This window comes from Candidatus Enterococcus willemsii (assembly GCF_009933335.1).
In the GTDB taxonomy this organism is placed as follows: Bacteria; Bacillota; Bacilli; order Lactobacillales; family Enterococcaceae; genus Enterococcus_F; species Enterococcus_F willemsii.
Window position 1 is genome coordinate 24,480 of sequence record NZ_MAEL01000010.1, and the last position, 22,763, is coordinate 47,242.

The 22,763-nt window shown below is 37.4% G+C and carries 24 protein-coding genes; 14 read left to right on the forward strand and 10 right to left on the reverse strand.

The window, feature by feature from the left end; translation table 11 throughout:
* Positions 1-11: 11 nt before the first annotated feature.
* Complete coding sequence (locus tag BAU17_RS01305) at positions 12-257, forward strand: GlsB/YeaQ/YmgE family stress response membrane protein (RefSeq protein WP_161901007.1); 246 nt, start codon at positions 12-14, stop codon at positions 255-257.
* A 975-nt stretch (positions 258-1,232) separates the two neighbouring features.
* Positions 1,233-3,878, forward strand: a complete 2,646-nt coding sequence (locus BAU17_RS01310) for a cation-translocating P-type ATPase (RefSeq protein WP_161901008.1) — start codon at positions 1,233-1,235, stop codon at positions 3,876-3,878.
* 146 nt (positions 3,879-4,024) lie between these two features.
* On the opposite strand, the gene BAU17_RS01315 is transcribed toward BAU17_RS01310, so the two are convergent.
* Entirely contained in the window at positions 4,025-4,744 is a 720-nt protein-coding gene (locus BAU17_RS01315) for a DUF975 family protein (RefSeq protein ID WP_161901009.1), read from the reverse strand.
* 208 nt (positions 4,745-4,952) lie between these two features.
* On the opposite strand from BAU17_RS01315, the gene BAU17_RS01320 reads away from it, so the two are divergent.
* Positions 4,953-5,828, forward strand: coding sequence for an NAD(P)H-dependent oxidoreductase (locus BAU17_RS01320; RefSeq protein ID WP_161901010.1), 876 nt, complete (start codon positions 4,953-4,955; stop codon positions 5,826-5,828).
* A 102-nt stretch (positions 5,829-5,930) separates the two neighbouring features.
* Here the strand turns inward: BAU17_RS01320 and BAU17_RS01325 are convergent, their stop codons facing one another.
* On the reverse strand, positions 5,931-7,151 hold the full coding sequence (locus BAU17_RS01325) for a hypothetical protein (protein WP_161901011.1): 1,221 nt from the start codon (positions 7,149-7,151) through the stop codon (positions 5,931-5,933).
* A 104-nt stretch (positions 7,152-7,255) separates the two neighbouring features.
* Here BAU17_RS01325 and BAU17_RS01330 point away from each other — a divergent pair, with 104 nt between their 5' ends.
* Positions 7,256-7,813 (forward strand): bifunctional transcriptional activator/DNA repair enzyme AdaA, encoded by a 558-nt coding sequence (locus tag BAU17_RS01330; RefSeq protein ID WP_161901012.1) that lies wholly within the window; start codon positions 7,256-7,258, stop codon positions 7,811-7,813.
* The gene (locus BAU17_RS01335) at positions 7,800-8,297 is read left to right on the forward strand and encodes a methylated-DNA--[protein]-cysteine S-methyltransferase (RefSeq protein ID WP_161901013.1); all 498 of its coding nucleotides are present in this window, start codon (positions 7,800-7,802) and stop codon (positions 8,295-8,297) included. Before BAU17_RS01330 ends, BAU17_RS01335 begins: the two co-directional genes overlap by 14 nt.
* Positions 8,298-8,337: 40 nt before the next feature.
* Here the strand turns inward: BAU17_RS01335 and BAU17_RS01340 are convergent, their stop codons facing one another.
* Both BAU17_RS01340 and BAU17_RS01345 read right to left on the reverse strand, forming a co-directional pair.
* Positions 8,338-9,123 (reverse strand): ABC transporter permease subunit, encoded by a 786-nt coding sequence (locus BAU17_RS01340; RefSeq protein WP_161901014.1) that lies wholly within the window; start codon positions 9,121-9,123, stop codon positions 8,338-8,340.
* Positions 9,116-10,021 carry an ABC transporter ATP-binding protein gene (locus tag BAU17_RS01345; protein ID WP_418904761.1) on the reverse strand — a complete coding sequence of 302 codons (906 nt, stop codon included), beginning with the start codon at positions 10,019-10,021 and terminating at the stop codon, positions 9,116-9,118. Before BAU17_RS01345 ends, BAU17_RS01340 begins: the two co-directional genes overlap by 8 nt.
* 112 nt (positions 10,022-10,133) lie before the next feature.
* Here BAU17_RS01345 and BAU17_RS01350 point away from each other — a divergent pair, with 112 nt between their 5' ends.
* The 4 genes from BAU17_RS01350 (at position 10,134) to yajC (ending at position 12,895) form a co-directional block, all read left to right on the forward strand.
* A complete protein-coding gene (locus BAU17_RS01350; protein WP_161901016.1) occupies positions 10,134-10,709 on the forward strand; it encodes a TetR/AcrR family transcriptional regulator in 576 nt (191 codons plus the stop codon).
* Positions 10,710-10,711: 2 nt separating this feature from the next.
* The gene (locus BAU17_RS01355; protein WP_161901017.1) at positions 10,712-11,257 is read left to right on the forward strand and encodes a GNAT family N-acetyltransferase; all 546 of its coding nucleotides are present in this window, start codon (positions 10,712-10,714) and stop codon (positions 11,255-11,257) included.
* Positions 11,258-11,359: 102 nt separating this feature from the next.
* Positions 11,360-12,505 (forward strand): tRNA guanosine(34) transglycosylase Tgt, encoded by a 1,146-nt coding sequence (gene tgt / locus BAU17_RS01360; RefSeq protein ID WP_161901018.1) that lies wholly within the window; start codon positions 11,360-11,362, stop codon positions 12,503-12,505.
* Between the two features lie 81 nt (positions 12,506-12,586).
* The gene (yajC, locus tag BAU17_RS01365) at positions 12,587-12,895 is read left to right on the forward strand and encodes a preprotein translocase subunit YajC (protein WP_418904762.1); all 309 of its coding nucleotides are present in this window, start codon (positions 12,587-12,589) and stop codon (positions 12,893-12,895) included.
* A gap of 36 nt (positions 12,896-12,931) precedes the next feature.
* Here the strand turns inward: yajC and BAU17_RS01370 are convergent, their stop codons facing one another.
* Positions 12,932-13,132: a hypothetical protein gene (locus BAU17_RS01370; protein ID WP_161901019.1), complete on the reverse strand. Its 201-nt coding sequence runs from the start codon at positions 13,130-13,132 to the stop codon at positions 12,932-12,934.
* A gap of 227 nt (positions 13,133-13,359) precedes the next feature.
* On the opposite strand from BAU17_RS01370, the gene adhE reads away from it, so the two are divergent.
* Both adhE and BAU17_RS01380 read left to right on the forward strand, forming a co-directional pair.
* The gene (gene adhE / locus BAU17_RS01375; RefSeq protein WP_161901020.1) at positions 13,360-15,954 is read left to right on the forward strand and encodes a bifunctional acetaldehyde-CoA/alcohol dehydrogenase; all 2,595 of its coding nucleotides are present in this window, start codon (positions 13,360-13,362) and stop codon (positions 15,952-15,954) included.
* Positions 15,955-16,056: 102 nt separating this feature from the next.
* A complete protein-coding gene (locus BAU17_RS01380; protein WP_161901021.1) occupies positions 16,057-16,524 on the forward strand; it encodes a hypothetical protein in 468 nt (155 codons plus the stop codon).
* Between the two features lie 26 nt (positions 16,525-16,550).
* Here the strand turns inward: BAU17_RS01380 and fni are convergent, their stop codons facing one another.
* From fni to mvk, 4 genes are read right to left on the reverse strand one after another with little or no spacing between them, the layout of a single operon-like run.
* Positions 16,551-17,594, reverse strand: a complete 1,044-nt coding sequence (gene fni, locus BAU17_RS01385) for a type 2 isopentenyl-diphosphate Delta-isomerase (protein WP_161901022.1) — start codon at positions 17,592-17,594, stop codon at positions 16,551-16,553.
* Positions 17,591-18,682, reverse strand: a complete 1,092-nt coding sequence (locus BAU17_RS01390; RefSeq protein WP_161901023.1) for a phosphomevalonate kinase — start codon at positions 18,680-18,682, stop codon at positions 17,591-17,593. Before BAU17_RS01390 ends, fni begins: the two co-directional genes overlap by 4 nt.
* Positions 18,679-19,671 (reverse strand): diphosphomevalonate decarboxylase, encoded by a 993-nt coding sequence (gene mvaD / locus BAU17_RS01395; protein WP_161901024.1) that lies wholly within the window; start codon positions 19,669-19,671, stop codon positions 18,679-18,681. Before mvaD ends, BAU17_RS01390 begins: the two co-directional genes overlap by 4 nt.
* Entirely contained in the window at positions 19,664-20,599 is a 936-nt protein-coding gene (gene mvk, locus BAU17_RS01400) for a mevalonate kinase (RefSeq protein ID WP_161901025.1), read from the reverse strand. The genes mvaD and mvk overlap by 8 nt, the downstream gene beginning before the upstream one ends.
* A 231-nt stretch (positions 20,600-20,830) precedes the next feature.
* Here mvk and BAU17_RS01405 point away from each other — a divergent pair, with 231 nt between their 5' ends.
* Both BAU17_RS01405 and BAU17_RS01410 read left to right on the forward strand, forming a co-directional pair.
* Positions 20,831-21,475, forward strand: coding sequence for a deoxynucleoside kinase (locus BAU17_RS01405; RefSeq protein WP_202622253.1), 645 nt, complete (start codon positions 20,831-20,833; stop codon positions 21,473-21,475).
* A 201-nt stretch (positions 21,476-21,676) separates the two neighbouring features.
* Positions 21,677-21,814: a hypothetical protein gene (locus tag BAU17_RS01410; protein WP_161901027.1), complete on the forward strand. Its 138-nt coding sequence runs from the start codon at positions 21,677-21,679 to the stop codon at positions 21,812-21,814.
* Positions 21,815-21,967: 153 nt separating this feature from the next.
* Here BAU17_RS01410 and BAU17_RS01415 read toward each other — a convergent pair whose 3' ends face one another.
* Entirely contained in the window at positions 21,968-22,336 is a 369-nt protein-coding gene (locus tag BAU17_RS01415; protein ID WP_161901028.1) for a helix-turn-helix domain-containing protein, read from the reverse strand.
* Between the two features lie 196 nt (positions 22,337-22,532).
* On the opposite strand from BAU17_RS01415, the gene BAU17_RS14150 reads away from it, so the two are divergent.
* Positions 22,533-22,718 carry a helix-turn-helix domain-containing protein gene (locus BAU17_RS14150; protein WP_267913773.1) on the forward strand — a complete coding sequence of 62 codons (186 nt, stop codon included), beginning with the start codon at positions 22,533-22,535 and terminating at the stop codon, positions 22,716-22,718.
* Positions 22,719-22,763: the final 45 nt, after the last annotated feature.

Below are 22,763 nucleotides of genomic sequence, written 5' to 3' on the forward strand. Positions count from 1 at the left end.
AGAGAAATAACATGGGATTACTATGGTCATTAATCGTAGGTGGCGTAATTGGCGCCATTGCAGGAGCTATTACAAATAAAGGTGGATCAATGGGAATTATTGCAAATGTCATTGCAGGTTTAGTTGGTTCAGCAATTGGTCAATCATTATTAGGATCATGGGGACCTGATTTAGCAGGTATGGCAATTATTCCATCTATTATCGGTGCAGTAATTGTTGTCGCAGTTGTATCATTCTTCATGAGAAAAAGTGCGTAACTATTAGCAAATTACACTTAGTGATCTATTCCCCGAAATTCTTTTAAACAGGAAAAAGAATTTGAAAACACGCCAGTCGAATCTTTTAGATTTGGCTGGTTTTTTGATAAAACACAGTTTATTTAATCATTGTCACCTTTTACCGATAGTTAGTTGTAAAAAGCAGATTTAATGAAATATAAATAACCGAACTAATTTGTCACACAAGTCGATTGTACCTTTGAAGAGCGAGGCTATGCTAAAAATGATGTAAATGGGGAGCTACTATGCAAAACATTATGGATGTGCTTCATATATACCGATTGAATTAGATTCAAATGGACTACCTAGCAAACTGAAGTATGATTCTGACCCAGAATTATTTAGGATACTAACAAGTAGTACATGCGGCATATTCTCTGCCAAGTAATTTTCAAATGATTTGATTTTGGGATTGTTTTATGAAAGTATTAAAATACCCGACTGTCGATGGAACGTGACAATCGGGTACTTTTATATTTAGAAGAGATATTGAACGATATGGCGTTACAAGTAAAGCAATTTCTACTTTACGTGATACAAAATCTTGTCTTGGTTTTCAAACTTGACGCATAGACTGTTTTTAACTTTACAAATGGAACTTTTTTGAAACAGAAAAGGTATAACTTGATATACAACTTACTTTGCTTTTTAATACTCAGTAAAACTTGTATCTTTGACAATATTTGTTTGTACTACATTTTATCTAAACATATCGTCCAACAGTTACTCTCTTCTTTACATTTACAGAATACCACAATTAGTAAGCGTTTGCAAAAGATAAGCACTTATATATAGGAAGAAATTGTGAAGATTTAGGGAAAGAAATCAGAGAAAAAATAACAAATTGTGAAAAATAACCAAAAAAAGTTAATAGTTTCGGTTAACCTAAGTATAATGTTTGATTGACGATAAAAAAACGTGTTATAGTAGGAATAGAAATAAAGGAGGAATAGGATGGAAGCATATAAAAAAAGCAAAGAAGAAATTCGTGAAGCAGTACAAGGAACACAAACGAATGGCTTAACAAAACAAGAAGCAAATAAACGATTGCAAGAAAATGGCCGAAATCGTTTTGAGGAAGCTCCTAAGGAATCAATGGCGAAAAAAATTGTACATAGTCTCTCTGACTTTACAACAATTGTTTTGTTAGTTGCGGCAGCAATCTCTTTTTATACCGCCATTGCAACAGATCATGGAGATTTATTTGAAGGAATTTTAATTATTGCCATTGTTATCATTAATTCTGTTTTAGCAATTGTTCAAGAAGGAAATGCTGAGAAAGCCTTGGCTGCATTACAAGATATGAACAAGCAGACAGCCACAGTGTTGCGTGATGGTCAATGGTTAGAAATTGATGCAGAAGAAGTCGTAGTTGGTGATACATTGATTATTGAAAATGGTTCAATGATTGTTGCGGATGCACGTATTATCGAAGGTTCACAATTACGAGTAGAAGAGTCTGCTTTGACCGGCGAAAGTGAACCTGTTGAAAAAGATGCCGATTTTGTCGCTTCAGAAGATCAAAGCCTTGGTGACCAAATTAATATGCTATTTAAAGGCTGTACGGTCGTTAATGGTCGAGGTCAAGCAATTGTCACTGCAACAGGAATGGATACCGAAATGGGTAAAATTGCGGGACTTCTAAATCAAAGTACCAATAAAGAAACCCCGCTACAAGTTCGGTTAGATCGTCTAGGCAAACGCATTAGTTTAGTTGCCTTAGGCGCAGCAGCGATTGTCTTTGGTTTGGGTTATATCCAAGGTGAGCCGCTATTAGATATGTTTATGACAGCTGTCTCGCTAGCTGTTGCGGCAGTGCCAGAAACATTGATGGTTATTGTGACATTAGCTTTAGCTTTCGGTGTACAAAAAATGGCGAAAAAACATGCGATTATTCGTCGTTTGCCAGCAGTAGAAACTTTAGGATCAGCAAGTGTGATTTGTTCAGATAAAACAGGAACGCTGACGCAAAATAAAATGACTGTTCGTCGTGTATGGACACACGGGGATGAAATCGTTGATACGGAAGATGCGATGACCGAAGATGCAATTGAAGTCTTAAAAGTCGGTGCGCTATGTTCAGACGTGGTTGTCGAAATGGAAAATGATGAGAAAGTCTACATTGGAAATCCGACAGAAGTAGCCATTGTCCGTGCAGTTGAAGAACATTTCCATTCTCAAAAAGAACTAAAAGAAGAATCACCACGTATTGCAGAACTACCTTTCGATTCAACTCGTAAAATGATGACGACGGTTCATAAACGTGGGAAAAAATACATTTCAGTGACAAAAGGGGCATTTGATGTCTTACTACCCCGTTTCCGTTATGGAGATGTGGATCAAGCAACAGTTGTCAATGATCGTTTTGGTAAAAAGGCGTTACGCGTGATTGCTGTAGGGTATCGTATTTTTGATGAAGAACCAACAGAAATTACTTCAGAATTTCTAGAACATGACTTACGTTTAGTGGGATTAATTGGGATGATTGACCCACCACGCCCTGAAAGTAAAGCAGCGATTGCTCGTGCCAAACGTGCAGGCATCAAGACAGTGATGATTACTGGAGACCACGTGGTAACAGCAAGTGCGATTGCCAAAGAACTAGGGATTTTACAAAAAGGTGACAAAGCATTGACTGGTTCACAGTTACGTGAAATGACCGACGAACAATTAGATGCAACCGTAAAAGAAAATTCTGTCTATGCTCGTGTCACGCCAGCCGATAAAATTCGGATTGTTCAATCATGGCAACGAACAGGTGCAACTGTTGCGATGACGGGTGATGGAGTTAATGATGCACCCGCATTAAAGGAAAGTGATGTTGGTTGTGCGATGGGAATTACGGGTACGGATGTTGCCAAAGGCGCTGCAGATATGGTCTTAACAGACGATAACTTTGCAACTATTGTTGATGCTGTCGCTCAAGGTCGTACCGTGTATCAAAATATTCGCAAAACAGTTAATTTCTTATTAAGCTGTAATATTTCAGAAATCTTTATTGTGTTACTTGCGATGATTCTTGGATGGGGTGCGCCATTTACTGCGGTACAATTGCTATTTGTTAACGTAGTAGCTGATGGTCTACCAGGTTTTGCTTTAGGAAAAGAACCCGCAGAAGATGGGATTATGAAACAATCGCCAATTCCACCACAAGAAAGTATTTTTGCCCGTGGTTTATGGCAAAAAATTGGCATTAACTCATTTGTTTTCACTGTAGTGACTCTATTTGGTTACTATTTAGGTACTTTCGTTGATGGTGTAAGTCCTTGGATTAATGCAAGTCAAGAAGTTGGACAAACCGTCGCATTCTTGATTTTAGCGTATTCTTCTATCTTACATGTCTTCAATGTACGTAGTGAAAAATCAATTTTCCAAGTCAAATTATCGTCGAATAAATCATTATTCGAGATGGCTGTGTTGGCAGTTATCATTACGACAGTGATTGCATTGTTGCCAATCACTCAAGGATTATTTAATCTAGTACCAATCAGTCTAAACCACTGGATGTTAGCTGGAGCGTTATCAATTGTTCCGATTTTCGTGAATGAAATGATTAAATTCCATAATTCGGAAGATGAAGAAGACGAAGAAGAAGCATAATAATGAAAATGGTGAAATCCTCTTAATAGGATTTCACCATTTTTTAACTAAAATAATTGACATGGTATGAATGGTGTTTTAAAAGTTATTCAGAATAGACTAAAAAACCTACTATGAAAAAAATCATAGATAGGTTTTTTTGATACTTATTCTTTCGGTAAATTCGCATAGAAAATAGATTTCGTAGCATAGATATAAGGATTTAACCAGATATAGCCAATCCCTAATGTTAGCCAGCAAAGGAAATGCCAACCAATAAAGCTTAAATCTAAGAGGAATAATTGCCCTTTATGGCCATCCATGATTTGACGACTAGCGGTAATTGTATCAAGATATCTTGGCACTTCACCAGTGTTTTCATAGGTTTCATAAAAAATATAATTGGCTTGTGAATAAGCATAGCTTTTGATAATTCCTGGGATGATTAGAAGCAATGACCACAAGAACGTGAAAAGAACTGATAGCAAGTAAATAACGACAATTCCTAAAGCATAGGGCAATCGAAAGCCTCGTACCAAATCTTTAAACGGTCGAATCGTTGCTATTCTTCCGCGATAAACATCTAAGAATGTCCATGAGATACCTGCTGTAAAGAATGCAGCGATTAATCCTGAAATAAGTCCACCCGCATTGCTACCTGAAGAACCACCATTATCTGTTGACACATAGCTAGAAGACTCCAGGGAATGCATATAATCTTGGAAAAAGATGAAGAAAAAGTATAAAAGAGCGCCAATTATAATGAATGTAGCAATGACAGTCAGAATGGTTAAAAGTGTTGGAATTAAGCACATCAAAATGCTTTCTTTCCAACGGTTTTGAAGCAAAGCTTTTGCTTCAGCTTTTAATTCAGCATTTGTTTTCAAATAATAACCTCCTTTGTTTAATCTGTTTTTAGTGTATCAGAAAAAAACAATTTAGGGAAAAGAGAAGGGAAAATCAGCGAGGGAATATTCTTTATTGTGTAGTAGGTAACATATACTTTTTTGTTATGCTCTTTTAAAAATAAGTGGTAAAGGGAGAATCAATCATTTATAATAAGGTTTAAATTAAAATATTCACAAGGAGGAAAAAATGAAAAAATTAGGTATGTTAGGTAGTTTGGCGGTAACATTGTTAGTTGTTGCGGGATGTTCAGAAAATGAAAAAACGGCAGAAAGTGTCATTGAGATTTCTAGTTCAGAAACGACAAATAGCTCAGAAGTTACTTCAGGAGCATCTGCAAGTGATGCTACAACATCGGCATCGATTGTCCCTGATAATTTAGTTGCCATCTATGAACCAGAGGGATTTTCAGAAGATGAAGAGAAAGAAAAAGCGTTATTTGTGATTGGTGATCCACGAGATTATAGCGTGACATATGATTTAGCGAATACAGCGATGGCTTACTTTGAGTCAGAAGGCATTGAGGTCGAAAAGCGTGATTTATATGAACTTGATTTTGATCCCGTTTTAACTCTAGATACATTCTATCATGCGAAAGATGGTGAAGGAGACACACCAGAGGATGTACAAATAGAACAAGATTTTGTCACTCAAGCCGATCATATTATTTTTGTCTATCCTAATTGGCATGATACCCCAACAGCGATTGTCAAAGGCTATATGGAGCGCGTGTTTGCAAAACAATATGCTTATCAAGATAGCGAGCAAGGCTTAGAAGGTTTATTAAAAGAGAAAGATATATATACAATTATGAACTGTGGTTATTTAGGGGGTGGCCGAGGATTTATCGGTGATGGTGTCGGACAAAACGATGAAACTTGGGACGAATACATGAAGGCTTTCAAAGTGTTTGATGACGATACAGCCGCTTTCTGGGGAGTGACTAATAAAGGGCGCTTTATGAACGACCAAACACCAGCCAATGATTCACCAACGTATGAAAAAGAACTGACAGAATTACGAGAAGATTTGCAACAACATTTAAAAAAAGATTTTTTTGAATAAAGTAGCTAAGTGCAGTATCCAAGTGCGTACGACAAATTTGTTGTATGTACTTGGATACTGTTTTCTTAGCTCGTAATTTCTAGTGCTCAGACACTCCAATCATTAGTTATCATTGGCAATAAAATGCCAATGATAAATAGCGGCTAACGTTCGATAAGGGGCGAATTGGTCAAAATAAGCATCGAATTCAGGTCGGGTTATTTCCGGCTTTTTTGTTACTTTTTTTACGGCATTTCGCAAAGCTAAATCTTCATAGACTGCGATATCTTTCCGCTGGTAGGCATGCATAAGAATAATTTTTGCGCTCCATAAACCAATTCCTTTAATCTGACACAAATAATCCAGTGCCTGATCGTCATTCATCTCATAAATATTTGCAAGTTGAAGTTCGTTATTTAGGATTTTTATGGCAAATTGCTGGATATAACGGGCTTTTGAAGTCGTTAATCCCACACTTTTAATAGTTTCCAGAGATGCTTCACCAACAGAAGTAACTGTTGGAAAATGTGTCTGAAATCGCTGGAAAATAACTTGGGCTGTAGAGGCGCTAATAACTTGCCCAATAATAGCATAAACTACGCACCAGTAAGGGTCTGAAAAAGCTTGCCGTTGAATAAATCCGTAGCGGTGAATGAACGAGTGCATAATAGGATTTTTTTCCAATTCAAAGAGTTCATTTAGTGAATAATCGATATTTTTCGTATCGGTTAAAACAGGATCTGGGGTGTTGTTTAATAGTGTACTGGGTTTTAAATATTCCTTTCCATAAGCGACAATTAACGCATGGTATTCTTGAAATAGCGCAACATTTTCTGGTAGTTGTGTCATCATAAACGTTTGGATGGCATCATAATTTGTTGAATCAAAGAAGTCAAATTTTGCTAGGAGACGTTTTAAATAAGTATCTACGACAAAAATAGGACGATTGAATGCGTAGAGTAATATACAGTCGCATGTTTCATTACCAATACCGTGAATAGCTAAAAATTCCTTTCTTAATTGCTTTGTGGGAATCGTTGCCACAATTTCTTTTTTAAAGTCGTATGTTTGATACCAGTGTAGCACACGCTTGATTGTTTGAACTTTGCGTGTATAGAAACCTGCTGGCTGAATTTGGTGTATCAGCTCATCATCGGTTAATTGCATAATTTCAGCAGGATGAAAGGATGGAAAACGTTGGAGAGCTAATTCGACATTTTTCCAATTTGTATTTTGCACAAGAATAGCACCAATCATCATTTCAATGTCATTATTTGCGGGCCACCAATGTTGTGGACCATAATAATTATATAAGTCGTAATAAATATTAGATAAATTTTTCATATAAAAAGTATACCACAGAGAAATGTGCAAATATTGCTTTTAAAGCGTTCATATATTGTGCAATTAGCTTGTTGGTAATACACTAGAAGCGAGAGGTGAAGAAGATGGTACCAACTAAAGAACAACTGCAAGCAATTGAAAGCTGTGATCCGCAATATGACAATCAATTTTACTATGGTGTGAAAAGCACGAAAATATTTTGTAAACCATCCTGCAAGTCAAGAATGCCTCGAATAGAAAACATTGAAATAGTTGAAGATGTCAGAGAATTAATCAAGAGAGGTTATCGTCCGTGTAAAAGATGTCGACCAACAGATGAAAAATTACCAGATGTCGAATGGATTGAACAGGTGAATAATTATATAGATACTCATTATCAAGAGAAATTGACGCTTTTTTCGATAGCAGAAGACATGCATAGTAGTCCGTATCATTTGCACCGTAAATTTAAAGAAATTAAAGGAAATACCATCCACGCGTTTCTCAAAGAACGCAGAATGCAAGAAGCAATTACCTTGTTGCAGACAACCCAACTTGATATCGCAACAATTGGTCAAAAAGTTGGTATTGAGAATAGCTCACAATTTGTGAGAGATTTCAAAAAGTTTTGTGGTCAGACACCCTTACAGTATAGAAAGGAAGTTAAAGATGAGAACTATTGAATATATCCGTGTGAATGTAGATAATCATGTATTCTATCTTGGGAAAGAAAAAGGGGCGTACGTGTTTGTTGGCAGTGAAGGAAAGGAATTTGAAGAAATTTATCAGTTCTTCGGCGAAAAAAATATAACATATGTCAAAGGCGTTAAGAAAGATTTTCAAGATGCCATCCAACAATTTGAAGCGTATTATAGCGGACGCTTACGCAGGTTTGATTTGCCGATAGCCTATACAGGAACACCCTTTCAACTAGCAGTATGGGAAGAATTGCAACATATCCCTTATGGCGAAACAATCACCTACAAACAATTAGCAAAATCACTGAAAAAAGAAAAGGCCGTACGCGCCATTGCCAGTGCAGTAGGAAAAAATCCGCTGTTAGTCCTTGTCCCTTGTCACAGAGTTCTTGGCAGTGATGGAAAACTGCGAGGATATCGTGGCGGTTTGGCTATGAAACAAGCTTTATTAGCCCAAGAACAGCGATAAAAAATAGAGCAAGGAATATGTGTTCCTTGCTCTATGCGGTTTATAAAGGTAAATCTTTTTTATTAAACCAACTAATACCTAAAGTGTAAAGTACGAGCGCCAAAATGCCCATGATGACAAATTCTGTCACATAGCCATCACCAGATAAAATACGTTGAGTATCAAATAAGGTATTTAAGGTAACGTATTTTAGGAAATCTAAGTCATCGGACAATTTAAGGAACATGCTAATGACAAAGAAGAATAACGGAATTCCTGCACCAAAAGTAAGGGAGTTTTTAGAATTATTAAAAATACAAGAAGCGCAGAAACAAATACCACTAATCACTAAATGATAAAGTAATGCCCCAACGTTTAGTTTTAAAAACATCTCAATATCTAAGGCATCCGGCTGAAATTGTTCGGCAGCTACAATCCCTACGATAGAAACAATTGACCACATCACAATGAGCGACAGGATAAAATAGATGGCACTGGTAATAGTCAACTGTAAACGAGTCGTCGGTGTTGATAAGAAACCTGTCATGTTTCCTTTATCAATCTTTTCTGCAATTAAACGATTTCCAACCATAATTGAATATACCATAGGAAAAATAATTGCCATTAAAGCATAAAATGAGTTTGCCATGAAAGCAACCAATGATCCCGTGCCCGAAAAGATATTAGATACAGCAGTGCCTTCTGTTGCATTATGCAAACCTGACATTGCTTGAGGGGTAAATACATAGCTCATAACAATTAGAAAAACACATAATACCGTGGTAAAAGCAATTAAAAAGGGAAGATTTGATTTAATGGTTTGTTTGAAATAAGGAAAACTAAACATGTTGGTTACCTCCATAAAATTGCATAAAATATTCTTCTAGTGTATGTTTTTCTTCTTTTAAAAAGCGTACATTATGTTTGGATAAAACGGCCAATAATTGATTAATGTTTGAATCGTTGATTGTTACAATCATTTGATTCTCAGCTGTACGATAGGTTGCTTCTGGATAAATTTGTTTTAAATCAGTAAGCGCATGTGAATCGATAAATTCAATTTTATAGGTTTTTAGTTGCGAGTGACGCAATTCATCAACGGTTACTTCTTTAATTAAATGCCCATTGCGAATCATGCCAATTCGATCACAAGTTTTTTCAACTTCTTCAAAAATATGAGACGATAGAATAATTGTTTTGCCTTCAGCTTTTTCCTTTTCCATTAATTCAATGAAACGATTTTGCATTAAGGGGTCTAAACCACTCGTTGGTTCATCCAATAATAGCAATTCTGGACGATGCATGAATGCTGCGACAATCCCAATTTTTTGTTTCATACCTTTCGACATGCGTTTGATTCCTGCATTTGGATTAATTTCGAAATAATCAAGTAATTCTGTTGCATAAGAAAAGTCTGTCATCTTTCGCATGTTGGCGATTAATTTTAAATAGTGTAGACCAGTCATATCATCTGGAAAAGAAATTTCACCAGGTAAATAACCAATTCGTTTTTGAATTTCTTTTTGTTCTGTCCAACAGTCCATGCCAAAAATTTTAACAGAACCTGTTTGTGGTTTGGAAAATCCCATTAGATGACGCATTGTTGTGGATTTTCCAGCACCATTTGGTCCAAGATAGCCGTAAACCTCACCTGCTTTGATTGTCAATGTTACATCGAATACCCCTTTATTATTGCCATAGTCTTTGGTTAAATGATCAATTGTAATAACTGTCAATTTTGTCACGCTCCTTTGTTTCTCAAGTACTAGCTTAGTTTAGTCCTGAGAAAATCGAAATACAACCGACAATTCTATGAAAAGTGTTGGTTTTGAGATATACTCAGAATGAGGTGATTATGTGAACCAGACCAATGCCCATGAAGACTTTATCCAAGCCTTTTGGCAGTTGTATGCAGAAAAGCCACTGGAAAAAATCTCTGTACGTGCACTTTGTGAACTAGCCGGTTATAATCGTACGACTTTTTATGCCCATTTTGATAATATTTATGATTTATTAGATCAAGCGTTAGACCGATTAGTTTTACCTATCAAACAAACAATCCAAAAAGTAGAAGATCTATCAATTTTGTTTCAAACTGAGACTGCAATTCAATTCTTTTTGTCTGTATTTCAAACAAATGGGTGGTACATCGGTTTGATTATCAAAAGTAATCATCATCATTTAATTGAAAATAAAATCAAAGCCATTCTTTTACCAATAGTAAAAGCGAACATTCCTCAAGGAAAGCAGAATACTCGTCTTTTATATATCATTGAGTATCAGCTATCAGGTGTGTTAGGACTTTTGCATGCTTGGTTCCAAAACGGACAAGACATGTCAGAAATTGAGTTGATTCAACTACTCCATGATATTTCTTCACAAGGTGTCTTCACACGCGTTAATGAAGAGATGAAACCAAGAAAGGATGGATAAGAATGTCACCAATGGCATATTTTGCCAAACAAACAATACTAGAAACAGAACGATTATGCTTACGTCCATTACAGTTAAATGATTTAGAAGATTATCATGAATATGTATCCGATGATGAGTTATTAAGATATGATTTTCCAGCTAGCCGTAACTTGGAGGAGTCTTTGGAAGCCTTAGTTGCTTATAATTTGGCACAACCATTGGGAAGGTATGCTTTAGAAGTGAAGGAAAATCAAAAAATGATTGGTCACTTTTCGTTACGATTGAATCCAGAGCAAACCTGTGTCGAAATTGGGTACGTGATTCACTGTCAATATAATGGCAAGGGATATGGTAGCGAAGCGCTAAGAGCACTCATCAGTTTTCTTCAAACCATTCCCCAACTAGAAAAAATAATTGCCACAATTGAACGGCCTAATATTGCTAGCCAACGACTTGTTGAAAAGCAAGGGTTTATTCATGTCGAAACGCTGAAAAATGTCCAGTCATTGCGCAATGAAAAAACAATGAAGTATGTGTATGTCTTTATGCTACACAAATTAACGTAAAACTAAGAATTTTCTTCTTTCACTAAGCTATAGTTGCAAAATGGACCCAGAGGACTTATCATAAAAAGAGCTATATATTAATTACAGAAAGTAGGGAGATGAATGTCGGAACCGGCCATTCGTTATCGTTTAATTAAGAAAGAAAAACACACAGGTGCACGTCTAGGAGAAATTATTACACCACATGGAACCTTCCCGACACCGATGTTTATGCCAGTGGGTACCTTAGCTACGGTTAAAACTATTGCCCCAGAAGAATTAAAAGAAATGGGTGCAGGGATTATTTTAAGTAATACGTATCATCTATGGTTACGTCCGGGAGAAGATATTGTTGCTGAAGCGGGTGGTCTGCATAAATTTATGAACTGGGATCAACCTATTCTAACGGATTCAGGTGGTTTCCAAGTCTTTTCATTAGCAGATATGCGCAATATTGTGGAAGAAGGAGTGCATTTCAAAAACCATTTGAATGGCTCGCCGTTATTCTTATCACCAGAAAAAGCAATTGACATCCAAAACAAATTAGGTTCAGATATTATGATGAGTTTTGATGAATGTCCACCATTTGATGAAAGTTATGATTATGTGAAAAGCTCTGTTGAACGAACTTCTCGTTGGGCAGAACGTGGTTTAAAAGCTCATGCCAATCCTGATCGCCAAGGCTTATTTGGAATTATTCAAGGAGCTGGTTTTGAAGATTTACGCCGTCAAAGTGCCAAAGATTTGATAAGCATGGATTTCCCAGGCTATTCAATTGGTGGGTTGTCTGTTGGTGAACCAAAATCAGAAATGAATCGTGTACTAGAATTTACAACACCTTTAATTCCTGAAAACAAGCCGCGCTATTTAATGGGCGTAGGAACAGCAGACTCATTAATTGATGGTGTGATTCGTGGTGTTGACATGTTTGATTGTGTATTACCAACACGAATTGCACGTAACGGAACTTGTATGACTTCTCAAGGACGTTTAGTCGTTAAGAATGCGAAATTTGCTCGTGACTTCCGTCCAATTGATGAAAAATGTGATTGTTATACTTGTCGTAACTATTCTCGTGCGTATATTCGTCACTTGATTAAGTGTGATGAAACATTTGGGATTCGTCTAACATCTTATCATAATCTGTACTTCTTATTGAATTTAATGAAACAAGTCCGCCAAGCGATTATGGATGATAATTTATTAGAGTTTCGTCAACACTTCTTTGAAGAATATGGCTTCAATAAAGAAAACGCGAAAAATTTCTAAAATCTTCACAAAAAAATCCTAGTGAAATGAAGTCGTATCTGATAAAGTAATAGTGATAGTTAAAATATTGAGGTGAAAAAAATGTCAATGCTTATTATGATCATCCCTTTGATTGCGATGATGTTCTTTATGCAACGTTCACAAAAGAAGCAACAACAAAAACGTGAAGAATTATTGAATAGCATGCAAGTAGGTAGCCGCGTGGTAACAATCGGTGGTCTACATGGTGTGATTTCTGCTGTGAATGATACGAAAGAAACAGTCGAAATTGATTGCGATGGTGTTTACTTGGAGTTTGACCGTGCGTCAATTCGTACCGTAAAACCAGGAGCTGTTTCAGAAGAAGTAGTTGAAACAACTATTGAAGAAGAAACGAATGAAAATGACTAATGAGTAGTTAAAAGCGAGTGGGTTCTCTGTTGAGACTCACTCGTTTTTTTTGCGCAATGTGACAACCAGTACACTAAGTTCAATAAAGAACAACACAACATATAGTAGTAAGGAAAAAGCATCGGCGACAATTGAATTAGCAGGTTGATGCAAATAATCAATTAACGCATAGAGCGTTCCTAAAAACAAAATAGTAGTAATGGAAAGAATCAACGGTTTCCGATAATGATACAGCATAATAATCCTCATTTCTATGAATAAAAATCTATCTTGTTTAGAGTATAGCTTGTAAAAAAATAATAGAAAAGTTATAACTTAGTCAAGTGACAAAACTGTTCGTTTGTTGATAGAAAAATAATTGTGAATAAATTCACTTAAAGTGTTTACAAATAAAAATGAATCGTGTATGATGTAATTGTGAATAAGTTAACAAATAAAAGTAGATAAATTCTAGGAGGATTACCATGACTAAGACAGTAGAAAAAGAAGTTGGAAAAATTGATGTATCAGTGATGATTGATGATTTAGCAGCAAAAGCAAATGTAGCATTAAAAGAAATGGAAAACTTTGATCAAGAAAAAGTCGATCACATTGTACATGAAATGGCAATGGCAGCTTTAGACCAACATATGCCCCTAGCAAAAATGGCAGTTGAAGAAACTGGTCGCGGAATTTATGAAGATAAAGCAATTAAGAATATGTATGCCTCTGAATACATTTGGAATAATATTAAACATGATAAAACAGTTGGCGTGATTAATGAAGATAAGCAAAAAGGCATTATTGAAATTGCTGAACCGGTGGGAGCGATTTGTGGGGTGGTTCCAACAACCAATCCAACCTCAACCACTATTTTTAAAGCGATGATTGCATTAAAAACACGTAACCCAATTGTTTTTTCATTCCATCCAAGTGCGCAAAAGTGTTCAGTTGCAGCCGCACGTGTGGTACGTGATGCCGCGATTGCAGCTGGTGCACCTGAAAACTGTGTACAATGGATTGAACATCCATCAATTGAAGCAACCCAAGGATTAATGAATCATCCAGGAATTGCAATTGTTTTAGCAACAGGTGGTGCTGGCATGGTTAAGTCTGCGTACTCAACAGGAAAACCAGCCTTAGGCGTAGGTCCCGGAAATGTGCCCGCATATATTGAAAAAACAGCAAAAATCAAACGTGCAGTGAATGACTTATTTGTCTCTAAAACATTTGATAACGGAATGATTTGTGCATCAGAACAAGCAGTTATTGTTGATCGTGAAATTTACGCAGCAGTTAAAGCCGAATTCCAAGCGCACCAAGCCTATATCGTCAAACCAAATGAGTTACAACAATTAGAAGATGCGGTAATGAATGAAGGAAAATATGCTGTCAATCCAGCAATCGTTGGTCATTCAGCGATTGAAATTGCGGAGTTAGCAGGTATTAAAGTACCCGAAGGAACGAAACTATTAATTGCGGAATTGGAAGGTGTAGGCCCTGATTATCCACTTTCTCGTGAAAAATTGTCACCGGTACTAGCTATGGTGAAAGCGAAAAATACCGAAGATGGATTAGATTTATGCGAAGGAATGCTAAATCTTGGTGGATTAGGACATACAGCAGTTATTCATACTGAGGATGAAGAGTTACAAGTCCGTTTTGGATTACGCATGAAAGCATGTCGTATTTTAGTCAACACGCCATCTGCAGAAGGTGGAATTGGTAATATTTATAATGAAATGATTCCATCATTGACATTAGGTTGCGGTTCTTACGGTAAGAATTCCGTTTCTCGTAACGTATCAGCAGTGAACCTAATCAACGTCAAAACTTTAGCGAAACGGAGAAATAATATGCAATGGTTTAAATTACCATCAAAAATCTATTTTGAAAAGAACTCTCTATTGTATTTAGAAAAAATGGAAAATGTAGAACGTGTGATGATTGTGTGTGACCCAGGGATGGTTCAGTTTGGTTATGCAGATATTGTTCGAGATGTCTTGGCACGTCGTAAAAATGCGGTCCAAATTGAAGTATTCTCTGATGTCGAACCGAACCCATCGACAGATACGGTTTACAAAGGAACAGAGATGATGGCTGCATTCAAACCAGATACTATTATTGCTTTAGGCGGCGGCTCAGCAATGGATGCAGCGAAAGGCATGTGGATGTTTTATGAAAATCCAGATACGTCATTCTTTGGTGCCAAACAAAAATTCTTAGATATCCGCAAACGTACGTACAAAATTGCTAAACCAGAAAAAACACAATTTGTATGTATCCCAACAACTTCTGGGACAGGTTCAGAAGTGACACCATTTGCGGTTATCACAGATAGTGACACGCATGTGAAATACCCATTAGCTGACTATGCATTAACACCAGATGTAGCGATTATTGATCCACAATTTGTATTATCGGTTCCCGCTTCTGTGACTGCAGATACTGGGATGGATGTCTTAACGCATGCGATTGAATCATATGTTTCAGTGATGGCATCAGATTACACGCGGGGATTGAGTTTACAAGCAATTAAACTGGTTTTTGAAAACTTAGAAAAATCAACGTTGACTCCTGACATGGAATCTCGCGAGAAAATGCACAATGCGTCAACGATGGCTGGTATGGCATTTGCCAATGCGTTCTTAGGAATTTGTCATTCTGTTGCGCATAAAATTGGGGGAGAATATGGTATTCCACACGGACGTACCAATGCGATTCTACTGCCACACATTATCCGTTACAATGCCAAAGACCCACAAAAACATGCGATGTTCCCTAAATACGACTACTTCCGTGCGGACACAGATTACGCAGACATTGCGAAATTCTTAGGTCTAAAAGGTGAGACAACTGCCGAATTGGTTGAAGCATTAGCAACTGCAGTTTATGAATTAGGTCAAAAAGTAGGGATTGATATGAGTTTGAAAGCACAAGGCGTTACGCAAGAAATCTTGGATACGACCGTTGACCGTATGGCTGAGTTGGCGTATGAAGATCAATGTACAACAGCTAACCCTAAAGAGCCACTAATTTCTGAATTGAAACAAATCATTATCGATGCTTACAATGGTTAAGCAAATAAATGAACTACTCTTGAGAAATCAGGAGTAGTTTTTTTCTTGACGAATGCTAGAGGTGCGGTAGACTAAAAATAGATAGAACAAGGAGGAAAAGCAATGACAATCAACCAATACGTTCAAGAGCTAGCAAATTCGCAAGCATCTCTCATACATTTACAAGAAGGTTTGCTTGCAAATCAAGCCTTAATGAAACAGGAAACAGCACAAGAATTTATTTTTGATCTACGAGATTATGCGGATAGTCTGGCAATTGTGACAGATTTTGTTGACGAACCAGTAGTTGATTCAAAGGATGCAGCAGAATTATCTGCTATCTTAGGAGAACAAAATCAGTTGTTGCATGCAATTATTCAAGATATTTCGCAAACAGAAACCTTTTTTAATCAAAAAGGTGGCGAGCTCCGTCGGACACTAGCTAGTTTGCAAGGAGTATTGGAATTAAATGGCCTGTTACTTCAAGATAACCGAGCATTTCAACAGATACTAAAACAAACAGGTGAACAAATGGTTGAAAAACCTATAGAAAAGAGCAGTTTTTTTCAACGATTGTTTGGTAAAAAATAAGAGTAAGAGAGGCCGCTCTCTTACTCTTATTTACGCATTCCATATTTCTGAATGTCGATATGTCGTGCCGCACACCAATCTTTTGGCTCTCCGCTTAAAATTAAGGGTAACTTCTTCAATTGAACGGTTTTTGTTACGCCAGACATCGCATAAAGGGTTTTTAATTCTGCTTGCCATTGTTGGACAAGTGCAATCGTCTCATCTAAGCCATGTGTTAGCAGGTGGTTTAAAATAGTTCCTGCAACACCAACTGTCTGTGCACCAAAGCAAAGTGATTTGAAGATGTCATAAGCATTGCGAATCCCGCCAGAAGCGATTAGTTCAAAGGGAACAGGTACTTCTTTGGCTTCCAATAGCGAAGCAACATTTGAAATTCCAAAATTATCTAAATAACGAAATTCGCGTTTTTTTCGACGGGCATTTTCAATTTGGGTGAAACTAGTTCCCCCGCTTCCTGCCACATCGATAATCGTTACCCCTGTCGATAGTAATTGCTGAATCGTCTCCCGCGTCATTCCAAAGCCAACTTCTTTGACGATTACCGGCACGTCGAGGTGATGGGCAATCTCTTCAATCGTTGTTAACCAATGGCTAAAATCACGGTCACCTTCAGGCATGACTAATTCTTGAGGTGCATTTAGGTGGATTTGTAACGCATTCGCGTCAAATAAATCAACAGCTCTTTTGGCATTTTCTAACGTGGTTCCAGCACCAACATTGGCTACAAAACAACCAGTTGGAAACTCTTGTCGAATCACGCGATAAGAATCTGCAACGGAGTCATCTTTAAGCGCTGCTGAAACTGATCCGGTTGCCATCATTAAATCTGTTTCCTTCGCCAAAATAGCAAGTTGGCGATTGTATTCTTTGGTTTTTTTACTTCCACCAGTCATCGCATTAATAAAGAAAGGACTACTAAATGTTTGGTCAAATAATTTTGTCTCAATTGAGACATCGTCAATTCGCGTATTCGGAAATGAATGGTGGAGAACTGCGACGTCATCAAAGGCATTGTATTTTGTTTTATGAAAAGCTTTTGCTAGTGAGACATGCTCGTCTTTTCGATTCATTTTGTCCCTCCTCGGTAGTGATAGACATGTAAGGGTAAAGGTGTAATTTCAGCTTGCTCCCATTTGCTCATTAAAGGTAAAATACCTGTTTTTTGATCGGCGATCACAATACCACAGTCGCCACCGCCAGCACCAGAAGATTTTGCAGCGCCACCACAAGCTTCGGCTAAGTCACATAATTGTTTTAAAGCAGGTGTTTCAATTGAGACGCCTGTAATGTGAGAAAGTTCAGCTAGCAATTGACGATTTTTGCTAATCATTCGTTTGATTTTGTTTACGTTGTTGTTATGAAAACCCTCAATTAATTCTTCTACGCAAGCTTTGCTATCAGCTAAGAATTGTTGGTAAGCTTCTTGTTTATCAGCTTCGTTTTCAGTGGATTGATTGACTTGGTCCACTAAATCAGACGTTGAAGCCGGGCTACCCGTCCAGCCGATTAATAAGCGTAAATTTTTGGGTGTCTCCAATGGTTGGATGTTTAATTTAGGCCAGTCGCTTTCTAGTAAATGTGACAAGGTCCATTTTTTTTGTGCTTCTTTGACCCAGTCATGATCAAAAGTTGAAAATGCTAACCAACCACCATAACAACTAGCGGCAATATCGCCACAAGAACCGTTGCCTTGGACCGCAAGATGGGCAAGCGCAGCAATTTTAAATTGCGTCAACTTATCCATTTTTAAGTCATAAAATAAATTTAAGGCTTTGACTGTGGCAACTGTGACGGCACCACTTGAACCTAAGCCATATTTACGACCGTTGGAATTATCCAATTCGCTTGTCACTTTTAAATCGTAAAAAGCTAATAGCGTTCCTTTTTCTAAAGCATATTTTTCAGTTAAACGAATGGCAGCTAAAATATAGTGAAAGGGATTTTCACGATGATCTAAAACCAACTCACCATTTCGTCGTGTCCAACGAATCGGCAAATCACTGTATTGTTGTGACTGAATACTGCCGTTACGTACCGCACTTTCAATCGTTACCGTAATAAATTGGTCGACTGCAACAATCAATGCTGGATGGCCGGGTTCGACAACGGCGTATTCACCAGCAATATATAATTTTCCTGGGGTAGCAACTTCAATCATTTTGACACTTCCATTTCTAAAGATACGGCTCCTTTGCCAGCAGAGGCAGAAGTAAGCTGTTCAGGACTAAACTCTTGTTTTAATTTATCTAAAATTGCTGGCACATCTTTTTTCTGGCAAAGGACTTTGACATTTGGACCAGCATCCATTGTAAAGTAGCAAGGCAAACCAGCTTGACGAATCGTACGGACACAGTTCATTGCTCGTAAACTTTCTGGTGACCAGTAAGTAAAAGGAGGTGTTGCGGCTAATGTTGTAGCATGCATTTTTAATCCGTTGGCTTCGGTTACCTCACCAAGCGCAGCGAAATCTTTCTTAGCAATTGCTTGTTTGGCTGTTTGAAGATCGGTGGCTGCAGCATCTAACCAAGCATCATAAAAAGAAGACGTTTCGACGGTGCGTTGCATGCCATCTCGGCTGGAAACGTCTTTTTTCTGGTCATTAATTAAAATAAAAATCATTGCTAGCTCATTTTCCCACGCATCAGAAGGAATGACTTGGGCAAACGATGTGTCATCGGAGTAACCTTTTTCCCATTCCACGAAGCCGCCAAAAATGCTCCGACAAGCCGAGCCAGAGCCACGTCGTGCGAGTTGTGATAACTCTTTATCAGATAATCCTAACTGCAAGGCATCATTACAAGCCTTCGCTAGTGCAGCTAAGCCACTTGCAGAAGAAGCTAAACCAGCAGCAGTAGGGACAAAATTTTGGCTTTCCACATTGGCGTAATAAGAAATCCCCGCTTTTTTACGCGCTAAATCAAGAAAGCGACTGACTTTAGCGGTAGCTTTCTCGTCTTGTTTGTCATTATCTAATGTAAAGGTGTCTTGGGTGTACTCTGGCGAAAATGTCACGCTTGTTTCTGTGTAGAATGCATCCAGTGTTAGTGACAGACTGTTATTCATTGGTAGAATCAGTTGCGCATCTTTTTTACCCCAATATTTAATTAGAGCGATGTTTGTGTATGCGCGGGCTTTTCCTTTATACATGTTGGTACACTCCTAATCCTTGAAGCCAAGTGTCTTTGACTCCCTCTACTTTTAGTTTTTGCGCGATATGTTGCGCTTGTTGTTTGGTTTGTGTCAGCACTAAAAAGCAGCCGCCACGTCCGCCACCAGTTAATTTAGCACCTAAAGCTCCTTCATCAAGCGCAAGCTGGATAAAGGTATCAAGTGCCTTATTACTGACAGTTAAGTCTTGTAAATGTTTTTGTGCCTTGGTCATTGCTTGTCCGAGTTGTTCAGGTTGGTTGTGGATAATTGCTTCTTTGGCTTCTTTGGCTAATTGTCCTAACTGATAGATGTGTAAGCTGGTCGCATCAGGACTGGTTTCAAAAAGTTCAGCAACTGAACGGACTGCAGAACGTGTTTGTCCCATGATACCTGTATCAGCGACTAATAAATAGGCATCAATATTTAATGGAAATGTTTGAAAATCTTTGTCGCGTTCAAAATAAATTGGTTGGTTTCCGCTAGTTGCTGCGGCATCAATTCCACTTGGATTGCCGTGTGCAATGTTTTCAGAAAAATTGACATAGTCTAATAAGACTTGTTTGGGCAAAATGGTTTCTTGCCATGCAAAAAAAGCACGTGTCACTGCAACAGCTACCGCAGCACTTGACCCCATGCCACGTTCGGATGGGATAGTACTCTTGATAGATAACTGAAAGTTTGGTGTATGCAATTTTTGCTGCAAACGAGTAGTTAATTGTTGAATATTTGTTAAGCCAGTAGGGACTTCACTTAAAAGCCCTTCATGATAAATTGAATGCAACTGATTTTCTGTTGCTTCTTGTACCGTTGCAACAACTTGGGTGCAACTAAATGGAAAGGCGATGGCAGGTTCTCCGTAAACAACGGCGTGTTCCCCCATCAAAATAATTTTTCCTGTCGCTTTTCCCATTCCTAGTGTTAACATGGGGTACGCCCCTCTCAAATGATAGAATCCTTTAGCTATTTTACTAGATAATCGTCCGTTCGTTAAGTATTCGGGACATATTCTAATGAAAAACTTGAAATCTTATAAATTTGTTTGAGATTTTTTCTAAGAATTCTCTTGGTAAATTTACTTGACGTTACAATATGTAGTGCGTTACAGTTTATTAGTTGATTAAAAATACAATATTTAGTGATGAGTGAGTTGGAGGATATGAGTGTGATTGTATTAGCAGGAACCATTGGAGCGGGAAAATCTAGTTTAACCGCCTTATTAGCAGATCGTTTAAATAGCCAAGCATTCTATGAATCAGTAGACGATAATGAAGTGTTGCCTCTTTTTTATGCAGATCCCAATAAGTACGCATTTTTATTGCAAATTTATTTTTTGAATAAACGTTTTGAAAGTATCAAACAAGCTTTGAAAAATGAAAACAATGTGTTGGATCGTTCAATTTACGAAGATTCACTTTTATTTCATTTGAATGCCGATTTAGGCCGTGCAACGGATACTGAAGTACGTGTCTATGATGAATTATTGGCAAATATGTTGGAAGAACTTCCTTATGCTGCACATAAAAAACACCCTGATTTATTGATTCACATTCGTGTGTCCTTTCAAACGATGCTTGAACGCATCGAGAAACGTGGTCGTGAGTTTGAGCAAATTAGTTATGACCCTAGTTTATATGAGTATTATCAAGAGCTAAATCGTCGCTACGATGAGTGGTTTGAGGCATACGATGCTAGTCCTAAGATGCAAATTGATGGTGATGCCTTAAACTTTGTCGAAGACGTAGATGCTGCAGAAACCGTACTAACAATGATTGAAGAGAAGTTAAGTGAGTTGCGCAGCTAATGAAGAAAAAACAAATCGGTTGCTACGAAAGTAGGGAACGATTTGTTTTTTTTAACAGGGTTCTTAATATAAAGTATATCTTAGGAAGTGTAGATCAATGATCATTAGAGAGACAAAACTTATCACGAGTGGGAAATCTGTGGGTGTATCTTTGTCAAAAGAACTTTTGGAAAGAATAGATTTGAAAGAGTAAATAGCACCGTGTATGTGGGTGAAGCGCAGTTAGTTGAAGCAATTCATCAAACAAGTAAGATGTCATATGATTTGGAGATTGGAGAATTAATGACTGACTCTTTTGTTAAACGTGAGACGATGTACAAAGCGTTATCCAAACGTTGACTAACTTGTAAAAATACTGATTATTCATAGAATGTATCATACACTTGAACATTAACAATGAATAAAAAGAAACTAGTCAGAAGACCCTATTATTGAGACGTCTGACTAGTTTTTTGTGTATAAAAAAACAGCGATTTCTCGCTGTGAATGGGCTTATTTTTTTGATTGGCTAGATTTCCAAATATAGCCACCAATTACGTCATCGATAAAAAGCTTTTCTGCATGTGACAGAGTCTTTTCTTCGTAAGAGATTTCCATGTTTGAGTGGAACAAATGGCTAAGGTCGATTTGTTCATGTTTAGAAGGATCGGTAGGCAGACCGGATAATCCTAATAAGTAATCGGCAGAGACATGAAAGAGCTGTGCAAATGATTTCAACTCGTCTGCAGTCACTTTGCGAACTCCTGATTCAATCTTGTTCATAGTAGATTTGCTGAACCCCATTTTTAATGCAAGATCTGTTTGAGACCAATCCATTTTTTCACGTAAATCAATGATTTTTTGAGGGAGAGTTGTTGCCATAAGGATCCGTTCCTTTCTATGTCTATTGTTATTCTATTTTATCATTGTTGCGAAAAAAGATACGAAATGTTTACAAAATGTATATTATTGCGGTTGACGTTTCTAAAATAGAAATATATAGTGGAAGAAAAGGCTCTCTATAGTTGAAATGGAGGTGTTTATTATCTATATTGTTGATCTAGTAATTATTAAAGCAATGAGACTTGAGAAAGGGTATTCTCTCCAAAAAATGGTGAATCTTATGGGAATACTCGATAAGACAAAATATTATCGTCGAGAGAAGGGGGAGGTTCATTTTAGACCTGAGGAATTACTATTAGTAGCCAATGTCTTAGATGTGCCTTTGGAAAAGTTATTCACTCAAAAAAATTCAGAAGAATAGAGAATGGAAAAAAGTTTTGCTCTTTTTTTAGTATTTAATTATGAC